Annotated in this window: 21 protein-coding genes; 13 read left to right on the top strand and 8 right to left on the bottom strand. The window is 61.3% G+C overall.

Features of this window, described 5'->3' with window-relative positions; translation table 11 throughout:
- Window positions 1–189 precede the first annotated feature (189 nt).
- Together A7K61_RS17650 and A7K61_RS17645 are read right to left on the bottom strand one after the other, a co-directional pair.
- The gene (locus A7K61_RS17650) at window positions 190–1,683 is read right to left on the bottom strand and encodes a CoA-acylating methylmalonate-semialdehyde dehydrogenase (protein WP_014716778.1); all 1,494 of its coding nucleotides are present in this window, start codon (window positions 1,681–1,683) and stop codon (window positions 190–192) included.
- 39 nt (window positions 1,684–1,722) lie between these two features.
- Window positions 1,723–3,072, bottom strand: a complete 1,350-nt coding sequence (locus A7K61_RS17645) for an aspartate aminotransferase family protein (RefSeq protein ID WP_003188272.1) — start codon at window positions 3,070–3,072, stop codon at window positions 1,723–1,725.
- Window positions 3,073–3,198: 126 nt separating this feature from the next.
- On the opposite strand from A7K61_RS17645, the gene A7K61_RS17640 reads away from it, so the two are divergent.
- From A7K61_RS17640 to A7K61_RS17615, 6 genes are all read left to right on the top strand, one after another.
- The gene (locus tag A7K61_RS17640; RefSeq protein WP_069558033.1) at window positions 3,199–4,119 is read left to right on the top strand and encodes a LysR family transcriptional regulator; all 921 of its coding nucleotides are present in this window, start codon (window positions 3,199–3,201) and stop codon (window positions 4,117–4,119) included.
- A gap of 88 nt (window positions 4,120–4,207) precedes the next feature.
- Window positions 4,208–5,602: a uracil-xanthine permease family protein gene (locus A7K61_RS17635; RefSeq protein WP_044275478.1), complete on the top strand. Its 1,395-nt coding sequence runs from the start codon at window positions 4,208–4,210 to the stop codon at window positions 5,600–5,602.
- A gap of 87 nt (window positions 5,603–5,689) precedes the next feature.
- Window positions 5,690–6,349 carry a TetR/AcrR family transcriptional regulator gene (locus A7K61_RS17630; protein WP_003188268.1) on the top strand — a complete coding sequence of 220 codons (660 nt, stop codon included), beginning with the start codon at window positions 5,690–5,692 and terminating at the stop codon, window positions 6,347–6,349.
- Window positions 6,350–6,361: 12 nt separating this feature from the next.
- Entirely contained in the window at window positions 6,362–6,943 is a 582-nt protein-coding gene (locus A7K61_RS17625; protein WP_044275476.1) for a YigZ family protein, read from the top strand.
- 56 nt (window positions 6,944–6,999) lie between these two features.
- Window positions 7,000–7,686, top strand: coding sequence for an SDR family oxidoreductase (locus tag A7K61_RS17620; protein ID WP_003188266.1), 687 nt, complete (start codon window positions 7,000–7,002; stop codon window positions 7,684–7,686).
- A 211-nt stretch (window positions 7,687–7,897) separates the two neighbouring features.
- Window positions 7,898–9,256, top strand: coding sequence for an 8-oxoguanine deaminase (locus A7K61_RS17615; RefSeq protein ID WP_032893722.1), 1,359 nt, complete (start codon window positions 7,898–7,900; stop codon window positions 9,254–9,256).
- A 73-nt stretch (window positions 9,257–9,329) separates the two neighbouring features.
- Here A7K61_RS17615 and A7K61_RS17610 read toward each other — a convergent pair whose 3' ends face one another.
- Entirely contained in the window at window positions 9,330–10,421 is a 1,092-nt protein-coding gene (locus tag A7K61_RS17610; protein ID WP_003188263.1) for a calcium:proton antiporter, read from the bottom strand.
- Between the two features lie 193 nt (window positions 10,422–10,614).
- Between A7K61_RS17610 and A7K61_RS17605 the strand changes: the two genes are divergently transcribed.
- A complete protein-coding gene (locus A7K61_RS17605) occupies window positions 10,615–11,568 on the top strand; it encodes an adenosine deaminase (RefSeq protein WP_003171521.1) in 954 nt (317 codons plus the stop codon).
- 127 nt (window positions 11,569–11,695) lie between these two features.
- Here the strand turns inward: A7K61_RS17605 and A7K61_RS17600 are convergent, their stop codons facing one another.
- From A7K61_RS17600 to A7K61_RS17590, 3 genes are all read right to left on the bottom strand, one after another.
- Window positions 11,696–13,066, bottom strand: a complete 1,371-nt coding sequence (locus A7K61_RS17600; RefSeq protein ID WP_069558032.1) for an MFS transporter — start codon at window positions 13,064–13,066, stop codon at window positions 11,696–11,698.
- Window positions 13,067–13,266: 200 nt separating this feature from the next.
- On the bottom strand, window positions 13,267–13,953 hold the full coding sequence (locus A7K61_RS17595; RefSeq protein WP_044271174.1) for a helix-turn-helix transcriptional regulator: 687 nt from the start codon (window positions 13,951–13,953) through the stop codon (window positions 13,267–13,269).
- 153 nt (window positions 13,954–14,106) lie between these two features.
- Window positions 14,107–15,018: a LysR family transcriptional regulator gene (locus tag A7K61_RS17590; RefSeq protein WP_003188255.1), complete on the bottom strand. Its 912-nt coding sequence runs from the start codon at window positions 15,016–15,018 to the stop codon at window positions 14,107–14,109.
- A gap of 117 nt (window positions 15,019–15,135) precedes the next feature.
- Between A7K61_RS17590 and A7K61_RS17585 the strand changes: the two genes are divergently transcribed.
- From A7K61_RS17585 to A7K61_RS17575, 3 genes are all read left to right on the top strand, one after another.
- On the top strand, window positions 15,136–15,429 hold the full coding sequence (locus A7K61_RS17585) for a putative quinol monooxygenase (RefSeq protein WP_032893727.1): 294 nt from the start codon (window positions 15,136–15,138) through the stop codon (window positions 15,427–15,429).
- A 139-nt stretch (window positions 15,430–15,568) separates the two neighbouring features.
- The gene (locus A7K61_RS17580; RefSeq protein ID WP_044271171.1) at window positions 15,569–16,582 is read left to right on the top strand and encodes a zinc-binding alcohol dehydrogenase family protein; all 1,014 of its coding nucleotides are present in this window, start codon (window positions 15,569–15,571) and stop codon (window positions 16,580–16,582) included.
- Between the two features lie 146 nt (window positions 16,583–16,728).
- Window positions 16,729–16,908 (top strand): hypothetical protein, encoded by a 180-nt coding sequence (locus A7K61_RS17575; protein WP_003188250.1) that lies wholly within the window; start codon window positions 16,729–16,731, stop codon window positions 16,906–16,908.
- 8 nt (window positions 16,909–16,916) lie between these two features.
- Here the strand turns inward: A7K61_RS17575 and A7K61_RS17570 are convergent, their stop codons facing one another.
- Entirely contained in the window at window positions 16,917–18,110 is a 1,194-nt protein-coding gene (locus tag A7K61_RS17570) for a multidrug effflux MFS transporter (protein ID WP_003188248.1), read from the bottom strand.
- Between the two features lie 87 nt (window positions 18,111–18,197).
- On the bottom strand, window positions 18,198–18,395 hold the full coding sequence (locus A7K61_RS17565; RefSeq protein ID WP_032893730.1) for a heavy-metal-associated domain-containing protein: 198 nt from the start codon (window positions 18,393–18,395) through the stop codon (window positions 18,198–18,200).
- Between the two features lie 147 nt (window positions 18,396–18,542).
- On the opposite strand from A7K61_RS17565, the gene A7K61_RS17560 reads away from it, so the two are divergent.
- From A7K61_RS17560 to cueR, 3 genes are all read left to right on the top strand, one after another.
- Window positions 18,543–18,923, top strand: a complete 381-nt coding sequence (locus tag A7K61_RS17560) for a hypothetical protein (RefSeq protein ID WP_047712491.1) — start codon at window positions 18,543–18,545, stop codon at window positions 18,921–18,923.
- 66 nt (window positions 18,924–18,989) lie between these two features.
- Window positions 18,990–21,191: a cation-translocating P-type ATPase gene (locus A7K61_RS17555; RefSeq protein ID WP_069558031.1), complete on the top strand. Its 2,202-nt coding sequence runs from the start codon at window positions 18,990–18,992 to the stop codon at window positions 21,189–21,191.
- The gene (cueR, locus tag A7K61_RS17550) at window positions 21,188–21,589 is read left to right on the top strand and encodes a Cu(I)-responsive transcriptional regulator (protein WP_003188242.1); all 402 of its coding nucleotides are present in this window, start codon (window positions 21,188–21,190) and stop codon (window positions 21,587–21,589) included. Before A7K61_RS17555 ends, cueR begins: the two co-directional genes overlap by 4 nt.
- Window positions 21,590–21,658: the final 69 nt, after the last annotated feature.

The following is a 21,658-nucleotide window of genomic DNA, read 5'->3' as shown; positions in this document are numbered from 1 at the left end:
CTGTCGAGAACCGCGTAACCCATTGTTTACCAAGGAGTTTTCCGTTTCGACTGCGCCGGAAGTGGGGCGAATTATAGGCTTCCAGAATCTGCCGTCAACCTTCTTTTTCACATTTCTGTCATATAAGTCAAAAATGCCCCAATAACGCAAAGGCCGGCCCCAAGGGGCCGGCCTTCTACCTACCGAGCCTTACAGGCTAGGGAAGGCGAATTGCGACGCTTCATGGCTGGCCCGTTGCGGCCAACGCTGGGTGATTGCCTTGCGACGGGTATAGAAACGCACCCCGTCCGGCCCATAGGCATGCAAGTCGCCAAACAGCGAACGTTTCCAGCCGCCAAAACTGTGATACGCAACCGGCACTGGCAGCGGCACGTTAACGCCCACCATGCCGACTTCAATCTCATCACAGAACAGGCGCGCCGCTTCACCGTCACGGGTGAAGATGCAAGTACCGTTGCCGTATTCATGATCGTTGATCAACTGCATCGCCGCCTCCAGGCTGTCCACCCGTACTACGCACAGTACCGGCCCAAAGATCTCTTCTTTATAGATACGCATCTCAGGCGTGACGCGGTCGAACAGGCTGCCACCGAGGAAGAATCCTTGCTCATGCCCGGCAACACTCAAGCCACGGCCATCAACAACCAGCTCTGCACCCGCTGACACACCGTCTTCTATATAGCCACTGACTTTATCCCGCGCCTGCCCCGTCACCAACGGGCCCATATCCAGGCCGCAAGACGTGCCCGCACCAATCTTCAACGCCTTGACCTGCGGCACCAGCTTGGCGATCAACGCATCCGCCACCTGATCGCCCACGCACACAGCCACCGAGATCGCCATGCAACGCTCACCGCAAGAACCATAAGCCGCGCCCATCAGGGCACTTACCGCGTTATCCAGGTCGGCATCCGGCATCAGCACCGCGTGGTTCTTCGCCCCACCCAGCGCCTGCACACGCTTGCCACGTTTGGTCGCTTCGGAATAGATGTACTCGGCAATCGGCGTCGAGCCTACAAAGCTCAAGGCTTTGACTTCCGGCGCTTCGATCAGTGCATCCACCGCGCCCTTGTCGCCATGCACCACACTGAGCACGCCTTTAGGCAGCCCGGCTTCCTGCAACAGCTGCGCGATCAACAGCGTCGAACTCGGGTCGCGCTCTGAAGGTTTAAGGATGAAACAGTTACCGCAGACAATCGCCAGCGGGTACATCCACAACGGCACCATCGCCGGGAAGTTGAACGGGGTGATACCCGCCACCACGCCCAACGGCTGGAAGTCCGACCATGCGTCAATGTTCGGCCCTACGTTGCGGCTGTATTCACCCTTGAGAATCTCCGGCGCCGAGCACGCGTATTCCACGTTCTCGATTCCACGCTTGAGCTCACCCGCTGCGTCTTCCAGGGTCTTGCCATGTTCTTCGCTGATCAACTGCGAGATGCGTGCTTCGTTCTGCTCCAGCAGTTGCTTGAAACGGAACATCACCTGGGCACGCTTGGCTGGCGGCGTATTGCGCCAGGCCGGAAACGCAGCCTTGGCCGAATCAATCGCCTGTTGAATGGTTTCACGACTGGCCAACGGCACCTGGTGAATCACCTGGCCGGTAGACGGGTTATAGACGTCGGCACTACGACCGCTGTCGTTGACCAGTTCACCGTTGATCAAATGCTGGATAAGGCTCATGCAGGGCTCCTGAAAAATTGTTCTATATAGAAGGAGAAATCAGTCGATCTTGTTCAGCACTTCGCCGACCGCGTCAAACAGACGGTCCAGGTCCTGCGGCTTGCTGTTGAAGGTTGGCCCGAACTGCAGGGTATCGCCGCCAAAACGCACATAGAAACCGGCTTTCCACAACGCCATGCCGGCCTCGAATGGGCGCACGATGGCATCCCCATCACGCGGGGCAATCTGGATCGCACCGGCCAGGCCGTAGTTGCGAATGTCGATCACATTCTTGCTGCCTTTCAAACCGTGCAGCGCATTCTCAAAATGCGGCGCGACTTCGGCTACGCTCTGCACCAGGTTTTCTTTCTGCAACAGGTCCAATGCCGCCAGGCCCGCCGCGCAAGCCACCGGGTGCGCCGAGTAGGTGTAGCCGTGGGGGAATTCCACGGCGTATTCCGGCGTCGCCTGGTTCATGAAGGTCTGGTAGATCTCGCTGCTGGCAATCACCGCGCCCATCGGGATAGCGCCGTTGGTGACTTGCTTGGCGATGCACATCAGGTCCGGGGTCACGCCGAAGCTGTCAGCACCGAACATCGAGCCGGTGCGGCCAAAGCCTGTGATCACTTCGTCGAACACCAACAGGATATTGTGCTGGTCGCAAATTTCGCGCAGACGCTTGAGATAACCCTGCGGTGGCACCAATACGCCAGCGGAACCGGCCATCGGCTCGACAAACACGGCGGCAATGTTCGACGCGTCATGCAGCTCGATCAGCTTGAGCAACTCATCGGCCAAGGCAATACCGCCCTGCTCCGGCATGCCCCGAGAGAAAGCATTGCTGGCCAGCAAGGTGTGAGGCAGGTGGTCAACATCCATCATCGCCTGGCCAAACAGCTTACGGTTACCGTTCACACCGCCCAGGCTGGTACCGGCGATGTTCACGCCGTGGTAACCCCGGGCGCGACCAATCATCTTGGTCTTGGTGGCCTGGCCTTTCAGGCGCCAGTAGGCCCGCACCATCTTCACCGCTGTATCGGCGCATTCAGAGCCCGAGTCGGTAAAGAACACATGATTGAGGTTGCCTGGGGTCAGGTCGGTGATCTTTTCCGCCAACTGGAAGGACAACGGATGACCGTACTGAAAGCCTGGAGAGTAGTCCAAGGTGCCCAATTGCTTGGCGACTGCTTCCTGGATTTCCTTGCGCGTATGCCCGGCGCCACAGGTCCACAGGCCCGACAACGAATCATAGACCTTGCGCCCCTTGTCATCGGTCAACCAGCTACCTTCAGCGGCCACGATCAGGCGAGGATCACGCTGGAAGTTGCGGTTGGCGGTGTAAGGCATCCAGTGCGCATCCAGCTTCAATTGGCTGGCCAGGGACGATGGGGCGTTTTCGGGCATGTTCATCAGCAAAACCTCGCAGGGCAAAAGGCAGCGTCGGGATTGAAAAAGCGTTGTTGCAGCTAAATTGCCACGGGGATAAAGTCGGTGAAATCCAACTCTTCTAACCTTCAGTCAGGACTTCACTAAACTATGAGCAGCCGTCGTCCCGACCCTTTGGCGCAAGTCAGTGACTTCGATATTCGCCTGCTGCGCATCTTTCGCAGCGTGGTGGAGTGCGGCGGCTTCTCGGCAGCGGAAGCTGTCCTTGGCATCGGGCGCTCGGCCATCAGCCAGCAGATGAGCGACCTTGAGCAACGGCTCGGGCTAAGGCTGTGCCAACGCGGCCGCGCCGGGTTCTCTCTGACAGAAGAAGGCCGCGAGGTCTATCAGTCTGCCCTGCAACTGCTGAGTGCCCTGGAAAGTTTTCGTACCGAGGTCAACGGCCTGCACCAACATTTGCGCGGCGAGTTGATCATTGGCCTCACCGACAACCTCGTGACCCTGCCCCATATGCGCATCACTCACGCACTGGCGCAGTTGAAGGAACGCGGCCCGGACGTGCAGATCCAGATCCGCATGATCGCCCCCAATGAAGTGGAGCAAGGCGTACTCGACGGTCGCCTGCACGTCGGTGTGGTGCCCCAGGCCAGCGCATTGTCGGGCCTGGAATATCAGCCGCTGTACAGCGAACGCTCCTTGCTCTATTGCGCGGTCGGCCACCCGCTGTTTTACGCCGATAACAAGCAACTTGACGACGAACGCATCGACAGCCAGGACGCCATCGCCCCCACCTTCCGCTTGCCCGCGGAGATCCAGGCCCATTACCAGGCGCTCAACTGCACCGCCAGCGCCTCAGACCGTGAAGGCATGGCGTTCCTGATTCTCACCGGGCGCTATATCGGCTACTTGCCCGATCATTACGCCAGCCTGTGGGTACAACAAGGCCGACTGCGTGCGCTGAAACCGGCTACACGTTTTTACGATTTGAGCCTGGCATCGGTCACGCGCAAGGGCCGTCGCCCTCATTTGGTGCTGGAAAGTTTCCTCGAAAGCCTGGCCGCCACCCGCTAAATCGGGCGCCACACAAAAAGCTGAGCACCTGGACAGCTTTTTGCAAGGGCTCAAGGACCTTGAACCGTCCGCCTTGAGTTAACCCGCCATGCCTCCAGAATCCTCCAGCCCCAGCGACCTGATCTACGGCCTCAATGACCGCCCGAAACCACTGCCTGCTCTACTCGCGGCCTTGCAACATGTACTGGCGGCATTCGTCGGCATCATCACGCCGCCGCTGATCATTGGCTCCACCCTCGGCCTCACCGCTCACTTGCCCTACCTGATCAGCATGGCGTTGATGGTTTCCGGCGTAGGCACCTTCATCCAGGCACGCAGGCCGTTTGGCATCGGTGCCGGCATGATCTGCCTGCAAGGCACCAGCTTTGCGTTTCTCGGCGCGGTGTTGTCAGCAGGCTTTCTGGTGAAGCAACGCGGTGGCAGCCCGGAAGACATTCTGGCGATGATTTTCGGCGTGTGCTTCTTCGGTGCGGCGGTGCAGATTGTATTGAGCCGCTTTATCGGCCAACTGCGCCGCGTGATCACACCACTGGTGACCGGCATTGTGATTACGCTGATCGGCATCAGCCTGATCAAAGTGGGCATCACCGACCTGGGCGGCGGCTTCAATGCACCGGACTTCGGCGCCCCCGCCAACCTGGCGCTGGGCCTGTTCGTGGTTTTGACGATCATCCTGCTCAACCGCTCGAATACGCCCTGGGTACGTTTGTCGGCCATCATCATCGGCCTGGCCCTGGGCAGCCTGGCGGCGTGGTTCAGCGGCAAACTTGTTCCCCAGGCTTTGCCTGACCTGCCACTGGTCAGCCTGCCTACGCCATTCCGCTTTGGTTTCAACTTCGACTGGAGCGCCTTCCTGCCGATTGCGCTGATTTATCTGATCAGCAGCATCGAAACTGTCGGCGACCTCACCGCCAATTGCATGATTGCCCGCCAGCCCATCAGCGGCCCTTCTTATATAAGCCGGCTCAAGGGCGGTGTCCTCGGCGATGGGGTGAGCTGCATGATCGCCGCCACCTTCAGCGCCTTCCCCAACACCACGTTTGCCCAGAACAATGGCGTGATCCAACTCACCGGCGTGGCCAGCCGTTACGTCGGTTTATACATCGGCGTGTTGCTGTTCTGTCTGGGCCTGTTTCCGCTGATCGGCGCTGTGCTGCAGCAAATCCCCAAGCCGGTATTGGGCGGTGCCACCCTGGTGATGTTCGGCAGCGTGGCCGCGGCTGGCGTGCGCATCCTCGCCCAGGCGCCGCTGGACCGACGCAGCATGCTGATCATCGCCACCTCGTTCGGCGTTGGCCTGGGTATCGCCGCGCAACCCAACCTGCTGCACCTGATGCCGACTCTGGTGCAGAACCTGTTCGACTCCGCCATCACCAGCGGCGGCATCACCGCCATTGTGTTGTGCCTGTTACTGCCGGAGGCCAAGGCAAGTACCGCCGCCGCAAACCACAGCCCGGAACGCGACAGCCTGGAACCGCTTTGACGGTTTTATTGCATCAGGACTTGTCTGAGGCTTGAGGGTGGGTTATCTGTGCACACGTCGTCTCTCTCGATCAGCACGGAAACCTCCATGAGCCTCGAAGTTCCTGCCCACAGCAACCACGCCGGTAAACCCGCCAGCCGCATTCGGCAAAAGAACGAACAAGCGATTCTCCAGGCTGCTGAAGATGAATTCGCGCGTCATGGCTACAAAGGCACCAGCATGAACACCATCGCTGCCAGTGCCGGGCTGCCCAAGGCCAACTTGCACTACTACTTCACCAACAAGCTGGGCCTGTACGTCGCGGTGCTGAGCAATATCCTCGAACTGTGGGACAGCACCTTCAACGCGCTGACCGCCGAAGATGACCCGGCCGTGGCGCTCGCTCGTTACATCCGCACCAAGATGGAGTTCTCGCGCCGCCAACCCCAAGCCTCGCGGATCTTCGCCATGGAGATCATCAGCGGCGGCCAATGCCTCACTGAATATTTCGGCCAGGACTATCGGGCCTGGTTCAGTGGCCGTGCCGCGGTGTTCCAGGCTTGGATCGACGCCGGCAAAATGGACCCCGTCGACCCCGTGCACCTGATTTTCCTGCTGTGGGGCAGCACCCAGCACTACGCTGACTTCGCCACCCAGATCTGCCGTGTTACCGGGCGCACCAAGCTGACCAAGCAGGACATGGAAGATGCTGGCACCAACCTGATCCATATCATTCTCAAAGGCTGCGGCATCAAGCCAGCCCTATAAACGAAGCGATCTATGTCTTTCACGCTCACCGGCTTTTGCGAGTTTCGTGAAGAAATACGCAAGAGCCGCTTTATCACCTTGGCGGCGCCGATTACCAGCCCGCAGGACGCCCAGGCGTTTTTCGAGCAGCACAGCGACCTCAACGCCACGCACAACTGCTGGGCCTGGAAGCTGGGCGATCAATACCGCAGCAGCGATGACGGCGAACCCGGTGGTACCGCCGGGCGCCCGATTCTTGCAGCCATCGAGGCCCAGGGCTTTGATCAGGTGGCCGTCTTGGTAATCCGCTGGTACGGCGGCATTCAACTGGGCACGGGTGGGTTGGCCCGCGCCTATGGCGGCGGGGCCAATAAATGCCTGCAGAATGCCGAACGCATCGAGCTGATCAGCCGCGTCCCCCTGAGCTGCGCCTGTGGCTTCTCCGAACTGAACCTGGTGAAGCTGCGTGTCGCTGAGCTCGGCGGGCTTGTGGTGGAAGAAACCTTCACCGCCAACGGCGTGGAGCTGCAGCTCGCCCTGGGGGAGGCACACATCGACACCCTGCAAACCCAGCTCGCCGACCTGAGCCGTGGGCGCATCCTGCTCGAACGCTGAAACTGCTACTGTTATGCGCTGAACTCCCTGAACCGCGATTTCAAAGGAAGCCTTTCATGTCTACGCCAAAAACCGCACTGATCATCGGCGCCTCGCGCGGGCTGGGCCTTGGCCTGGTCAAGCAACTGCTCCAGGACGGCTGGGACGTGACCGCCACCGTGCGCGATCCGAACAAGGCCGATGCCCTGAAAGCCGTGGGGCCGGTGCAGATCGAGAAGTTGGATATGGACGATCAGCAAGCCGTGATCGCCCTGGCCCAACGCCTGAAAGATCGCACCTTCGACCTGCTGTTCGTCAACGCCGGCGTCAAGGGCCCGGCCAACCAGGAGCCCGGCCACGCGACCCTGGCGGAAGTCGGCCAGTTGTTCTTCACCAACGCCGTGGCGCCGATCAACCTGGCCCAGCGTTTTGTCGGGCAGATCCGCAAAGACACCGGCGTGCTGGCCTTCATGAGTTCGGTACTGGGCAGCGTGACCATTCCCGACGGCTCGGACCTGGCGCTGTACAAGGCCAGCAAGGCCGCCCTCAACTCGATGACCAACAGCTTTATCACACAACTGGGCGAGCCCAAACCGACGGTGCTATCGCTGCATCCCGGTTGGGTGAAGACCGACATGGGCGGCGAAAACGCCCACATCGACGTCGAGACCAGCGTGCGCGGCCTGGTGGACCAGGTAAATGCCTACACCGGCAAAGGCGGCCATCACTTCGTCGACTACAAAGGCGACACCATCGCCTGGTAACCCCCAAACTGTAGGAGCGAGCTTGCTCGCGAAAAATGCCCAGGCACCGCGTCAAACCAGACTGCCCGCGTCATCCCTGACGATTTTTCGCGAGCAAGCTCGCTCCCACAGAGGTAGACTGCCCACCTCGCCCTCCCCGGCGACCCTGGATCAGCAGACAGGGCAACACTGAGCTGGCAAACCTGAACCCATCATTCAGAGGAGCCGGCCAATGCCTGCGACCCGTATCTGGTTAAAAAACCCCCTCGCGATTTTCACTGCCAATGGCCTCGATGCCCGTGGCGGCCTGGTGCTGCAAGACGGTGTCATCACCGAAGTGCTGGCCCAAGGGCAAGCGCCTGCACAACCCTGCGCCCAGGTGTTCGATGCCCGCGAGCACGTAGTGCTGCCTGGGCTGATCAACACCCACCACCACTTCTATCAAACCCTCACCCGCGCCTGGGGCCCGGTGGTCAACCAACCGCTGTTTCCCTGGCTGAAAACCCTGTACCCGGTATGGGCGCGGCTCACCCCGGAAAAACTCGCGCTGGCCAGCAAAGTCGCCCTGGCCGAGTTGCTGCTCTCGGGCTGCACCACGGCGGCCGATCACCATTACCTGTTCCCCGATGGCTTGGAAAACGCCATTGATGTGCAGGTCGAGACCGTGCGCGAACTGGGCATGCGCGCCATGCTCACCCGCGGCTCCATGAGCCTGGGCGAAGCCGATGGCGGCCTGCCGCCGCAGCAAACCGTGCAGCAAGGCCAGGTGATCCTCGACGACAGCCAGCGCCTGATCCGCGAATATCACCAGCGCGGTGACGGCGCGCAGATCCAGATCGCCCTGGCGCCGTGCTCGCCGTTTTCCGTCACCCCCGAAATCATGCAAGCCAGTGCCGAGCTGGCCAACCAGTTGGACGTGCGCCTGCACACCCACTTGGCGGAAACCCTCGATGAGGAAGATTTCTGCCTGCAACGCTTCGGGCTGCGTACCGTGGATTACCTCGACAGCGTCGGCTGGCTCGGCCCACGCACCTGGCTGGCCCATGGCATTCACTTCAACCCGGACGAAATCGAGCGCCTGGGCGCCGCCGGCACCGGCATCTGCCATTGCCCAAGCTCGAATATGCGCCTGGCCTCCGGCATCTGCCCTACCCTGGACCTGCTTGCCGCCGGCGCCCCCATCGGCTTGGGTGTGGACGGCTCGGCCTCCAACGACGCCTCGAACATGATCCTTGAAGCGCGCCAGGCCCTGTACATCCAGCGCCTGCGTTATGGCGCGGAAAAGATCACCCCCGAAGGCGTATTGGGCTGGGCCACCAAGGGCTCGGCGCAGTTGCTGGGGCGCACAGACATTGGCGAGTTGGCCGTCGGCAAGCAGGCCGACCTGGCACTGTTCAAGCTCGATGAACTGCGCTTCTCCGGCAGCCATGACCCCATTTCCGCACTGCTGCTGTGCGGCGCGGACCGGGCAGACCGGGTGATGATTGCGGGTCAATGGCGGGTGATCGATGGACAAGTCGAAGGCCTTGACCTCAAGGGCTTGATCGCCGATCACAGCCAGGCAGCGCGCCAGTTGATCGCCGGCACCTAAGCCAGGCACCCATCAAAATGTGGGAGCGGCGGTGCCGCTCCCACATTGGGTCTGCGGCGCCTTTCAAATCGGGTTACAGCCCCAACAGCGACAGCATGATAAAGGTCGCAAACAACACAAAATGCGTCATCCCTTCAATCGCATTGGTTTCACCATCGTTGAGGTTGATCGCGCTGACGATCAGCGTGATAAACACCATCACCGTTTGCACCGGCGTCATCGCCATCTGGAACGGCTGCCCGGTATAGAGCGCCATGGCTTCCATCACCGGCACCGTCAGAATCACCGTAGACAACGAAGCCCCCAGCGCGATGTTGACCACCGACTGCATGCGGTTGGCCAACGCGGCGCGCAGTGCCGTGAGGATTTCCGGCGCGGCCGAAATAGCCGCCACCACAATCGCGGTAATCACCGGTGGTGCGCCTGTGCCTTCCAGGCCCAGGTCGAGGGTCTTGGACATCACCTCGGCCAACGCGCCAATCACGATCACCCCAAACACCAGGGTCGCAATGGAAAACGTCAGGCTGACAGACGGCGCGTGCTCGTCTTCCGGCTGTTTCTTGCGGCGTTTTTCCGGGTAGCTGTAGCTGAAGAAATAACTGTGCGGCCCCACCTGCATGCGCAGGAACAAGGTGTAAAGCACCACCATCGCGCCAATGGTGAAGGCCGAGTAAATTTTCCAGTCGGCTTCGGGGATAAATTCCGGCACCACCATCGACACACCCATGGCGGTAAGAATCATCACGCTGTAGGTGCGCGCCGAGTCATCGTTGTAGGACTGTTCGCCATGCTTGATGCCGCCCATCAGCGCAGCCAGGCCGAGGATGCCGTTGATATCGAGCATCACCGCCGAGTAAATGGTGTCGCGCACCAGGGTCGGTGATGGCTCGTTGCTCATCATGATCGCCAGGATCACCACTTCCACCAATACAGCGGCGAGGGTCAGGATCATGGTGCCGTAGGGGTCGCCGACTTTTTCCGCCAACTGCTCGGCGTGATGAGCCACGCGCATCGATGCCATCACGATAAACGCGATCAGCGCGAAGCCGGCCAGCAGCGCGACCAGTTGGCCGCTGTGGAGCATCCAGTGTTCCAGCGGGTAGGCGGCGATGGCGGCAATCAGCGCCAGCAGCATGAATTTTTCTTGCTTGAGGGATGTGAGCATTCCGGGCCTTTTCGTACAGCGAATCAGTCATTGATGGGGTACAGACTGCGCCGAGCCGCTAACGTTTCGTTACACCTTAGTTCAGGTCACCCTTGCATGAGTGACAGAAATACTCTCCTGCTGGTCAGGTTTTGCCGATTATTTCAGCCATGGCCTGTAGAATGGCGCCATTGCACCTGATGAGATTTTAAAAATGTACGATTGGCTCAACGCCCTGCCCAAGGCTGAATTGCACCTGCACCTGGAAGGCTCGCTGGAGCCTGAGCTGCTGTTCGCCCTGGCCGAGCGCAACAAGATTGCGCTGCCGTGGAACGACGTCGAAACCCTGCGCAAGGCCTACGCCTTCAACAACCTGCAAGAGTTTCTCGACCTGTATTACAAGGGCGCCGATGTGCTGCGCACGTCCCAGGACTTCTACGACCTGACCTGGGCCTACCTGCTGCGCTGCAAAGCCCAGAACGTGATCCACACCGAACCCTTCTTCGATCCGCAAACCCACACCGACCGTGGCGTGCCGTTCGAAGTGGTGCTCAACGGCATCGCCGCTGCACTCAAAGACGGCGAGCAGCAACTGGGCATCACCAGCGGTTTGATCCTCAGCTTCCTGCGCCACCTGAGCGAAGACGAAGCGCAGAAAACCCTCGACCAAGCGCTGCCGTTCCGTGACGCGTTCGTGGCCGTAGGCCTGGACAGTTCGGAAATGGGCCACCCACCGAGCAAGTTCCAGCGCGTGTTCGACCGTGCCCGTCACGAAGGCTTTTTGACCGTGGCCCACGCCGGTGAGGAAGGCCCGCCCGAGTACATCTGGGAAGCCATCGACCTGCTGAAAATCCAGCGCATCGACCATGGCGTGCGCGCCATCGAAGACGAGCGCTTGATGCAGCGCATCATCGACGAGCAGATTCCGTTGACCGTGTGCCCGCTGTCCAACACCAAGCTCTGCGTGTTCGACGACATGGCCCAGCACAACATCCTCGACATGCTCGAACGTGGCGTGAAGGTCACCGTGAACTCGGATGACCCGGCGTACTTCGGCGGCTATGTCACCGAGAACTTCCATGCGCTGTACACCAGCCTGGGCATGACCCAGGACCAGGCCAAACGCCTGGCGCAGAACAGCCTGGATGCGCGGCTCGTGAAGCCGTAACTGAATAGACCTGGACTCAACCTGTGGGAGCTGGCTTGCCTGCGATAGCGGTGCATCAGCCAGCCTCTTACTGCCAGACCTACCGCTATCGCGGGCAAGCCCGGCTCCCACATGGAGCCCATCAGCTTCAAGCCTGGGTGAGTTCTTCCAGGGTCTTGCCCTTGGTCTCCATCCCAAACACCCACACCACCAGTGCCGCCACCGCAAAGCACAGCGCGCCCAAGGCAAATACCCCGCCCTGCCCGGTTATCGGGAACACCAGCCCGGTCACCAACGGCCCGAGCAACGAGCCAACCCGCCCAATCGCCGACGCAAACCCCGAGCCGGTCGCACGTGCCGAGGTGGGATACAACTCCGGCGTGTAGGTGTACAGCACCGCCCACATGCCAAACAGGAAGAACTGCATCAACAACCCCGAGGTGATCAGCAGGCCCACGTTGCCGCCAAACACTGCGCTCTGCCCATACAGAAACGCCATCACCCCGCCGCCCAATAAGGTCACCACGCACACGGGCTTGCGCCCCCAGCGCTCGACCAACCACGCGGCCATCAAAAAGCCTGGGATCCCGCCCAGGGAAATGATCACCGTGTAATACACCGACTGGGTCACGGCGAAACCCGATTGCTGCAACAACGCACTCAACCACGACGTCAGCCCGTAGAACCCGAGCAGGGCGAAGAACCACACACTCCAGATCATCATCGTGCGTTGGCGGTATTGCGCCGACCATAGTTGCTGGAACGCGGAGAAAAACGTCCCCGGCGCACTCTCGATGCGTGGCAAGGCGATCGGCTCCGGCAAGTCGGCGCGGCCCAGGGAATCGCGCACCTTCTGCTCGATGCCCAGCAAAACCTTGTCCGCCGCCTCATGGCGCCCAGCCTGTTCCAGCCAACGCGGCGACTCCGGGATAAAGAAACGGATAGCCAACACAAACACCGCCGGTATCGCCAGCACCAGGAAGATGTCGCGCCAGCCAATTACCGGCAACAAGAAGTAAGACAACACGCCCGCGGCCACAAAACCCAACGGCCAGAAGCCATCCATCAAGGCGATGTAACGCCCGCGTCGCTTGGCCGGAATCAGCTCCGACAGCATCGACTGGGCAATGGGAAACTCCATGCCCATGCCAATGCCCAGCAAGATCCGGAACAACGTCAGCGTCTCCACCGTCTGCGCCGTGGAACACAGGTAGCTCGCCAGGCCCCAGAGTACGATGCTCCACTGGAACACCGGCTTGCGCCCGAAGCGATCAGCAAGCATCCCGGACAGCGAAGCGCCCACCACCATGCCGAAAAAACTCGAACTGGCCAGCAACCCGGCCTGGGCCGTGCTCAGGCCAAACTCGGTTTTGATCGAGCCCAACAGGAAGGTCATCATCGCCAGGTCCATGGAGTCGAAAAAAAACGCCAGGGCGATGATGATGAAAATGATTCGGTGGTAACCGCTGATGGGCAACCGTTCCAGGCGTTCCGCCGCGCTATAACCCTGCCTACCCATGCCGCACCCCTCGTATGAAAAATCCCCTTGGCGAGTGTGCGGCATCGTTTGCGCCGGCTATTGCTGGATGCGACCTGACAACACCTGAGAACGACGCCAACGCCTGTAGGAGCGAGCTCGCTCGCGAAGATCGTAAACGTTAACGCCTAGCCTCTGGATAAAACGCGGCGCACTCACGTTTTTCGCGAGCAAGCTCGCTCCTACAGTTTGGCGATGCGGGCTATGTGCTCAAGCCCCACATCAGTAACAGACAAAGCCCGAGATTCGTTGATCACGCTGATCCAGTTCGCCTGCAGAAACAGCTGCATCAAGCCCGCCCCCAACGCACCGCCCAGGTGGGGTTGTTGCTGGCTCCAGTCGAAGCAGTCGCAGGCCAGCGGCGAAGCCAGTGCCTGGGTGAAAATGCCCAGTTCCGCCAACGCCTGCACACCCTTGGGCGTCACTTCGGTACGCGGTTCATGGCGCTCGATCCATCCGGCCTCCAGCATCCGTTGATACAGCTGCGCCGCCAGCTCGCCGCCGAGGTGGCCGTGGCACCAGCGGGCGCGGCGCAGCAACGGCGGTGCCCGCAGCGCCGGCGGCAACACATCCGGGGTGCTGCGGGCCGCGCTGGCCATGGTGGTGCTGGCCAACGCATCGATGGCGGCACTGACATCGGCGGCTGCTACCCGAAACAGGCGCTGGCCCCGCCGCGCTTCGATCCGCAACAGGCCGCTGCCGGTCAGCCGCGCCAAATGAGCATTGGCTGACGCTGGCGACAACTCGGCCAGAGCCGCCAGTTCTTCTGAAGACTTCGCCGAACCGTCCATCAAGGCCCAGAGCATGGCCGTGCGTTTAGGCTCGGCGAGCAAGCTGGCGATCTGACTGATGCAAGGTGCTGCTCCCATGTATTCACTCCCTGTTAAACCATTTTTTCTGCTGCGGTTGACGCCCAAGTATAGGTGCGCAGGCAATAGGTTCCGCGGCGTCTGACAGTGCAGATCAGGACAGGATATGAGTGAAACTTCCGAGCGTGGCGCAGGCTATTGCCGAGAACCCATTCACCCCGGTCGCTGCGCGGTCAATGTCGCACAACGGGACACGAGCATGTCCCGCAGCAGGTTGATGGGTTTACTCAATTGCGCACGGTGGGCGCACAGCAAGTTGAGCGGTGTGCGCTCGCCCTGCAGTTCCGGCAGGATCAAACGCAAGCGCCCGGCCAGCACATCAGTGCTCACATCCAGCCACGACTTGTAGGCAATGCCCATGCCCGCTACCGCCCAGCGGCGCACCACATCGGCGTCATCGCTGAAGCGATCGCCGCTGACCGTCAGGCTCACATGACGCTTGCCATCGTAAAAACCCCAATGGTCGTGGACGCGGCTGCCAAGCATGTACAGCAGGCAATTGTGCTGGGCCAGTTGCTCCAGATGGCGCGGCTCGCCATGCCGGGCGAGGTAACTGGGCGCGGCGCAGAGTACGCGAATATTGTCCGGGGCGATGGGCAGCGCAATCAGGCTGGAGTCTTCGGGCTCGCCGTAGCGCAGGGCAATGTCCACGGGCTGGCGGAACAGGTCGGCGATGCGATCACCGAGCAACAGGCGCACGTTCAGTTGCGGGTGCTCCTGCTGGAAGGCGTCCAGCCACGGCAGCAGCTGGTTGCGGCCGAAATCCGAAGGTGCCGACAATTGCAACACACCACTGACGTGATCCTGGCCACTGGCCAATAGGCGCCGCCCTTCATCCAGCGCGCTCAGTGACGCCCGCGCGTACTCCAGGAAGCCCTCGCCTTCGGCCGTCAGACGCAGGCTGCGGGTTGAGCGCGCCAGCAAGCGCGTGCCCAGTTGCTGTTCGATACGCTTGAGCGCGGCGCTGGCCACCGCCGGCGACAAGTCCATGACCCGCGCCGCGGCCGACAAGCTACCCAAGTCTGCGGCCCGCACAAACAACTGCAAATCATCAAAACGCAGCATGCATTCCCGCTCATTATCAATATTTGGTTGAAACAGCCTGCTGTTTTAGCCGCTTTTATCGGCGTGGGAAATAGCCAATCATCTGCCCATCCCGTTAGCCCGTGCCAGGAGTCGACTATGTCCACCGCTTTTAATGTCATCGCCACGCTGATCGCCAAACCCGGCCAGCACGCCACCCTGGAAACCCTGCTGCGCGGCCTGCTGGAACCGACCCGCCTGGAAGCCGGTTGCGAGCAGTACGACCTGCACCAGGACCTGCAACACCCCGAGACCTTCTACATGCTCGAGCGCTGGAGCGATGACGCGGCGCTGGCCGACCACGACCAGAGCGCGCATATCCAGAGCTTTCGCGCCCAGGCCGCCGATGTGATCGAACACTTCGAACTCAAGCGTCTGAAATTTCTCGCCTGATCCCGCCTTTTTTCTGTAGGAGCGAGCTTGCTCGCGAAAACCTAAAGACCGACGCGTTAAACCAGAAACACCGCGTCATTGTTAACGCTTTTCGCGAGTAAGCTCGCTCCTACCTTGACCGTATTTACTTGGAGCCATCATGAAAGCCATCGCCTACTACACCTCACTGCCGATCAACGATCCCAAATCCCTGCAAGACATCGAACTGCCCGCCCCCGTGGCCGGCCCCCGTGACCTGTTGGTGGAAGTCAAAGCCATCTCGGTCAACCCGGTGGATACCAAGGTGCGCCACAACGTTGCCCCGGAAAATGGCGCCGCCAAGGTGCTGGGTTGGGACGTGGCCGGGGTGGTCAAGGCGGTCGGCAGTGACGTGACGTTGTTCAAGGCCGGCGACAAGGTGTACTACGCCGGCTCTCTGGTACGCCCAGGCGGTAACAGCGAACTGCACACCGTGGATGAACGCATCGTCGGCCATATGCCCAAGAGCCTGGGGTTTGCTGAAGCGGCCGCATTGCCGCTGACCGCCATCACCGCGTGGGAGCTATTGTTCGAACGTTTGCAGGTGGTTGAAGGCAAAGACGATCAAGGCCAGAGCCTGCTGATCGTCGGCGCTGCCGGTGGCGTGGGGTCGATACTGACTCAACTGGCTAACCAGCTCACGGCGCTGAAGGTCATCGGCACCGCCTCACGCCCCGAGACCCAGGCATGGGCCAAGGCCCTGGGCGCACACCTGGTGATCGATCACAGCCAACCGCTGAGCGAAGCGTTGAAACAGGCCGGTCACGGGCAAGTCACCCACGTTGCCAGCCTGACCCAGACCGAGCATCACCTGGACCAACTGGTCGAAGCGCTGCAACCCCAAGGCAAGCTGGCGTTGATCGACGACCCCAAGGCCTTGGATGTGAGCAAGCTCAAGCGCAAGAGCCTGTCGCTGCACTGGGAGTTCATGTACACCCGTTCGATGTTTGAGACCCCAGACATGATCGAGCAGCACAACCTGCTCAACCGCGTGGCCGAGCTGATCGACGCCGGCACCCTGAAAACCACGGTAGGCGAGCACTTCGGTGTGATCAATGCGGCGAACCTGCGCCGCGCCCACGCCCTGCTGGAAAGCGGCAAGGCCAAGGGCAAGATCGTGCTGGAAGGGTTCTGAAAAAACGGCTGTCAGTGTCGTCCGTTACTCACGTAGGTAATGGACGACACCATTAGTCCGAGAGTTGATCCTTGTCATATTTACGCGCCCGTTCAGGTTTATATTGGCCGCCTTTGCCACGATTCTTTTACGTGAGGAAGTCAGCAATGAAAATCCTGATAAAAGCGTTAGCAAAATCTCCCGGCAGCCAATGGCAAGTTCGTCTCGACGGCGAGGCCATCAACTTCCGCAGTGAGGCCGAGGCCCGCGCCTTTGCCGACACGCTACAAGCCCGGATCCAGGCGCCCCATCGCTTCCCTCTCAACCAGCAACGTTCCGCTGGCTGAGCCGAACTTCAGACCTGCGCTTGTACGGCCCTTGCCCGTTGCAGGCGCTGGGTCGCCATGGCAATGGTCACCGCCAGCACACCGCAGAGGCTGATGACCATGGCCATCGGCATCGCCGTGCCGTCGTGCAACACGCCGACCAACGACGCCGCGCCTGCCGCCACACCGAACTGAATGCAACCGAGCAACGCCGACGCGCTGCCGGCCCGCGCGCCCTGCCCGCTCATGGCACAGGCCGAGGTATTCGGCAAAATACAGCCCAGGCTGGCGATGCAGATAAACAGCGGCACCAGCAACGGCCATAGCGCCTCGGTGCGCAACGCGGCAATTCCCAACAGCGTCAACGCCGCCGCCACGTACACCCACACGGTGCGCGACAGCAAAAACGCCGGGCCGCGCTTGGCGAGCAATCTTGCGTTCAGTTGCGCCACCAGGATAAAGCCCGCGGCGTTGGAGCCGAACAACCAGCCGTAATGCTCGGCCGGCACGCCATAGAGCTTGATAAATACGAAGGGGGAACCGGCGATGTAGGCAAACATCCCGGCAATCGAGATGCCGCCGGTCAAGGCATAACCCAGGTACACCCGGTCTGACAGTAGCGAGCCGTAGCGGCGCAACGAGCCCGACAACGGCTGGCGCGGCTGATCGGCCGGGAAGGTTTCCGGCAACCCGACCGCCACGGCGATGGCCGCCATCACGCTGAACAACGACAACGCCAGGAAAATCGACTGCCAGCCCCACACGCCGACCATCAGGCCACCGGCCAATGGCGCCAGGATCGGGGCCAGGCCGGTCACCAGCATCAGCTGCGAATACACCTTGGCCGAGCCCACGGCATCGCATTTGTCGCTGACCACCGCCCGGGAAATCACCATACCCGCACACCCGCCAAGGGCCTGCACGAAGCGTGCACCAATCAGCCATTCCAGGGACGGCGCATACGCACAAGCGAAAGACGCGAGGGTAAACAGGGTGACGCCGCTGAGCAGCGGCACGCGCCGGCCAAAGCGGTCGGCCAGCGGCCCGTAGATCAATTGACCAATGGCCAGGCCCGCGAAATACACGGCCAGGGTCAGTTGGATATGTTTTTCGTCGGTGGCGAAGGCCGTGGCCATTGCCGGAAAGCCCGGCAGGTAAAAATCGATCGCCAACGGCGCGAAGGCGCTCAAGGCGCCCAGAATCAGGATTATGCGAAGGTTCATCAGACACCCAAGTGAGTCGGCAGCTCAACAGTCTAGCCGCGCTTGGGTGCCATGAACATTACGTTAGGTGGCTAACGATCAGAAAAATCACGCCAGCTTGGCGCTGTAGCCTTCCTCAGTGATCAGACCGATCACTTGGTCCGAGGACAGACCGCTTGCCACCCGCACTTCTTTGGCCTTCAAATCGACCTCCACACTCGCCGCAGGATCCTGGCTCTGTACCGCCTGGGTCACCGCTTTAACGCAATGGCCGCAGGTCATTCCTTCAACGCTGAATATTTGCATGACATGACTCCTTTGATGAGGTTGGGCCCAGTGTCGAGCTTGCCATGATGGCAAGGTCAAGTTCTCAGTATTTCTGCCGGGCTGGTATTCGGCGGCGACGTCGGCCAAGCTTCAACCTTCCTTGCTGTGAACCACGGAGCATTCGCCATGCGCTGGTTGTTTTTTGCCCTTGCCGGCCTGATAAGCTTGCCTGCCGCTGCCCCCCAGGCCCTGGCAGCTGAAGATTATGCGGTGCTGATTATTTCCCGCGAACGCCTGGAAGTGCCGACCTACTGCGAGATCGGCCTGTATATCCAGGACCAACTCGCCGGGCGTCTGTTCCAGGAACAGGCCACTTCATTCAATCTTCCCCCCGGCGATACGTCGCTGCGCCTGAAGCTTTTGCCGGGCCAAGCTGCAGGCTGTCTGCCGGGCCTACTCGCGCCACGTGCGCAGAACATCACCTTGAAAGCCGGTGACGTACGCAAATTACGCATTGCCCAGGGCCCGGACGGCATGTACCTCAAAGCCGCCGCATTGGAATACTGAAGGGGCTTGACCTTCCCCACAGGTTAAGGTTGATCCTAGTGGCAACTTCTCTTGGAGGACTGCCCCATGAATGGATCCACCACCTTTGACCTGCCCATCGGCGGCATGACCTGTGCCAGCTGTGCCGGGCGGGTCGAACGCGCCCTGGGCAAGGTGCCGGGCGTGCAACGTGTCAGCGTCAACCTGGCCAATGAACGCGCGCACATCGAAGTACAGGGCCAGATGGACCCCAGCGTGCTGATCGCCGCCGTCGACAAGGCCGGCTACACCGCCACCCTGCCCCAAAGCGAAACCGCCACCGACGCCGATCAAGCCCGACGCCTGCGCCGCGAGCGCTGGTCGCTGGTGGCGGGCATTCTGCTGGCGTTGCCTTTGGTGCTGCCAATGCTGGTAGAACCTTTCGGCCCGCACTGGATGCTCCCCGCCTGGATACAGTTTGCCCTCGCCACCCCCGTGCAATTCATCCTGGGCGCGCGCTTTTACGTCGCCGCGTGGAAAGCCGTGCGTGCCGGCGCTGGCAATATGGACCTGCTGGTGGCGATCGGCACCAGTGCCAGCTACGGCCTGAGTATCTATGAATGGCTCACCGCCGCCCCAGGCGTGACGCCGCACCTGTACTTCGAAGCCTCGGCGGTGGTGATCGCCCTGGTGCTGCTGGGCAAATACCTGGAAAGCCGCGCCAAGCGCCAGACCGCCAGTGCCATTCGCGCCCTTGAAGCCTTGCGCCCGGAACGGGCGATTCGCGTGCAGGACGGCCGCGAAGAAGACGTCGCCATCAGTGCGTTGAAGCACGGCGACCTGGTGCTGGTCAAACCCGGCGAACGCTTCCCGGTGGACGGTGAGGTGGTGGAAGGCCAGAGCCATGCCGATGAAGCGCTGATCAGCGGCGAAAGCCTGCCGGTGCCCAAACAACCCGGCGACGCGGTCACCGGTGGCGCCATCAACGGTGAAGGCCGTTTGCTGGTGCGCACCCTGGCCCTGGGCGCGGAAAGCGTGCTGGCGCGCATCATCCGCCTGGTCGAAGACGCCCAGGCCGCCAAGGCGCCGATTCAGAAACTGGTGGATAAAGTCAGCCAGGTGTTCGTGCCGGCCGTGCTGGTATTGGCGCTGATCACCGTGGTGGGCTGGTGGCTGTACGGTGCCTCCCTGGAAACTGCCATCATCAATGCGGTCGCCGTATTGGTGATCGCCTGCCCTTGTGCCTTGGGCCTGGCCACGCCGACCGCGATCATGGCCGGCACCGGCGTCGCCGCACGCCACGGCATTCTGATCAAGGACGCCGAAGCCTTGGAGCGCGCCCATGCCGTGAGCGCCGTGGTGTTCGACAAGACCGGCACCCTCACCTCCGGCGCACCCAACATCGCGCATTTGGCGGCCGTGGATGGCAACGAAGCCCTGTTGTTGCAACAGGCCGGCGCCTTGCAACGCGGCAGTGAGCACCCACTGGCCAAGGCCGTGCTGGATGCTTGCCGCGAAAGAGGTTTGGACGTGGCCGATGTGAGCGCCAGCCAATCCCTCACCGGGCGCGGCATTGCCGGTACGCTCGACGGTCGGCCACTAGCCCTGGGCAATCGCCGCTTGCTGGAAGAAACCGGCCTGAACGCAGGCGATTTAGGCCCGCGTGCCAAGGAATGGGAGGCCGAAGGCCGCACCTTGTCCTGGCTGATCGAGCAAGGCGCGCAGCCCCGCGTGCTGGGGCTGTTTGCCTTTGGCGACACGCTCAAGCCCGGCGCGTTGCAGGCCGTGCAACAACTCAAGGCGCAGCACATCAGCAGCCACCTGATCACTGGCGATAACCACGGCAGTGCGCGGGTGGTGGCCGAGGCCTTGGGCATCGACGATGTGCATGCCGAGGTACTGCCCGCCTACAAAGCCGCTGCCGTGGCCGAGCTGAAAAAAACCGGCGTGGTGGCCATGGTCGGTGACGGCATCAACGATGCGCCCGCCCTGGCCGCTGCCGATATCGGCATCGCCATGGGCGGCGGCACCGACGTGGCCATGCATGCCGCCGGTATCACCTTGATGCGTGGCGACCCGCGCCTGGTGCCGGCCGCCCTGGAGATCAGCCGCAAGACCTACGCGAAAATTCGACAGAATCTGTTCTGGGCCTTTGTGTATAACTTGATCGGCATTCCCCTGGCCGCCTTCGGCCTGCTCAACCCGGTACTGGCTGGCGCCGCCATGGCCTTGTCCAGTGTCAGCGTGGTGAGTAATGCGTTGTTGTTGAAAACCTGGAAACCCAAGGACTTGGAGGATCAACGCCCATGAACATCGGCCAAGCCGCCCGCACCAGCGGGCTAAGCGCGAAGATGATTCGCTACTACGAATCCATTGGCCTGCTGAAAACCGCCCACCGCACCGACAGCGGCTACCGGGTGTACGGCCACGATGACCTGCACACTCTGACGTTCATCAAGCGCTCGCGGGACCTGGGGTTTTCACTGGAAGAGGTCGGCAAGTTGCTGACCCTATGGGAGGACCGCCAGCGAGCCAGCGCCGACGTAAAAGCCTTGGCGCGTCAGCACATCGACGAGCTCAATCACAAGATTCGCGAGTTGGGGCAACTGCGCGATACCTTGCAGGATCTGATGGAACACTGCCAGGGCGATCATCGGCCCGATTGCCCGATACTCAAGGAGTTGGCGGCAGGTAACTGCTGCGCCTGATTGGACAAACACAAAACCAAATGTGGGAGCTGGCTTGCCTGCGATAGCATCACCCCGGTGTCACTGATA

The sequence above is a fragment of the Pseudomonas sp. AP42 genome, assembly GCF_001728935.1.
GTDB classification, from domain to species: domain Bacteria; phylum Pseudomonadota; class Gammaproteobacteria; order Pseudomonadales; family Pseudomonadaceae; genus Aquipseudomonas; species Aquipseudomonas lactis.
Note: the sequence above shows the minus strand (reverse complement) of the source record. Positions and strands in the feature narration are given on the sequence as shown.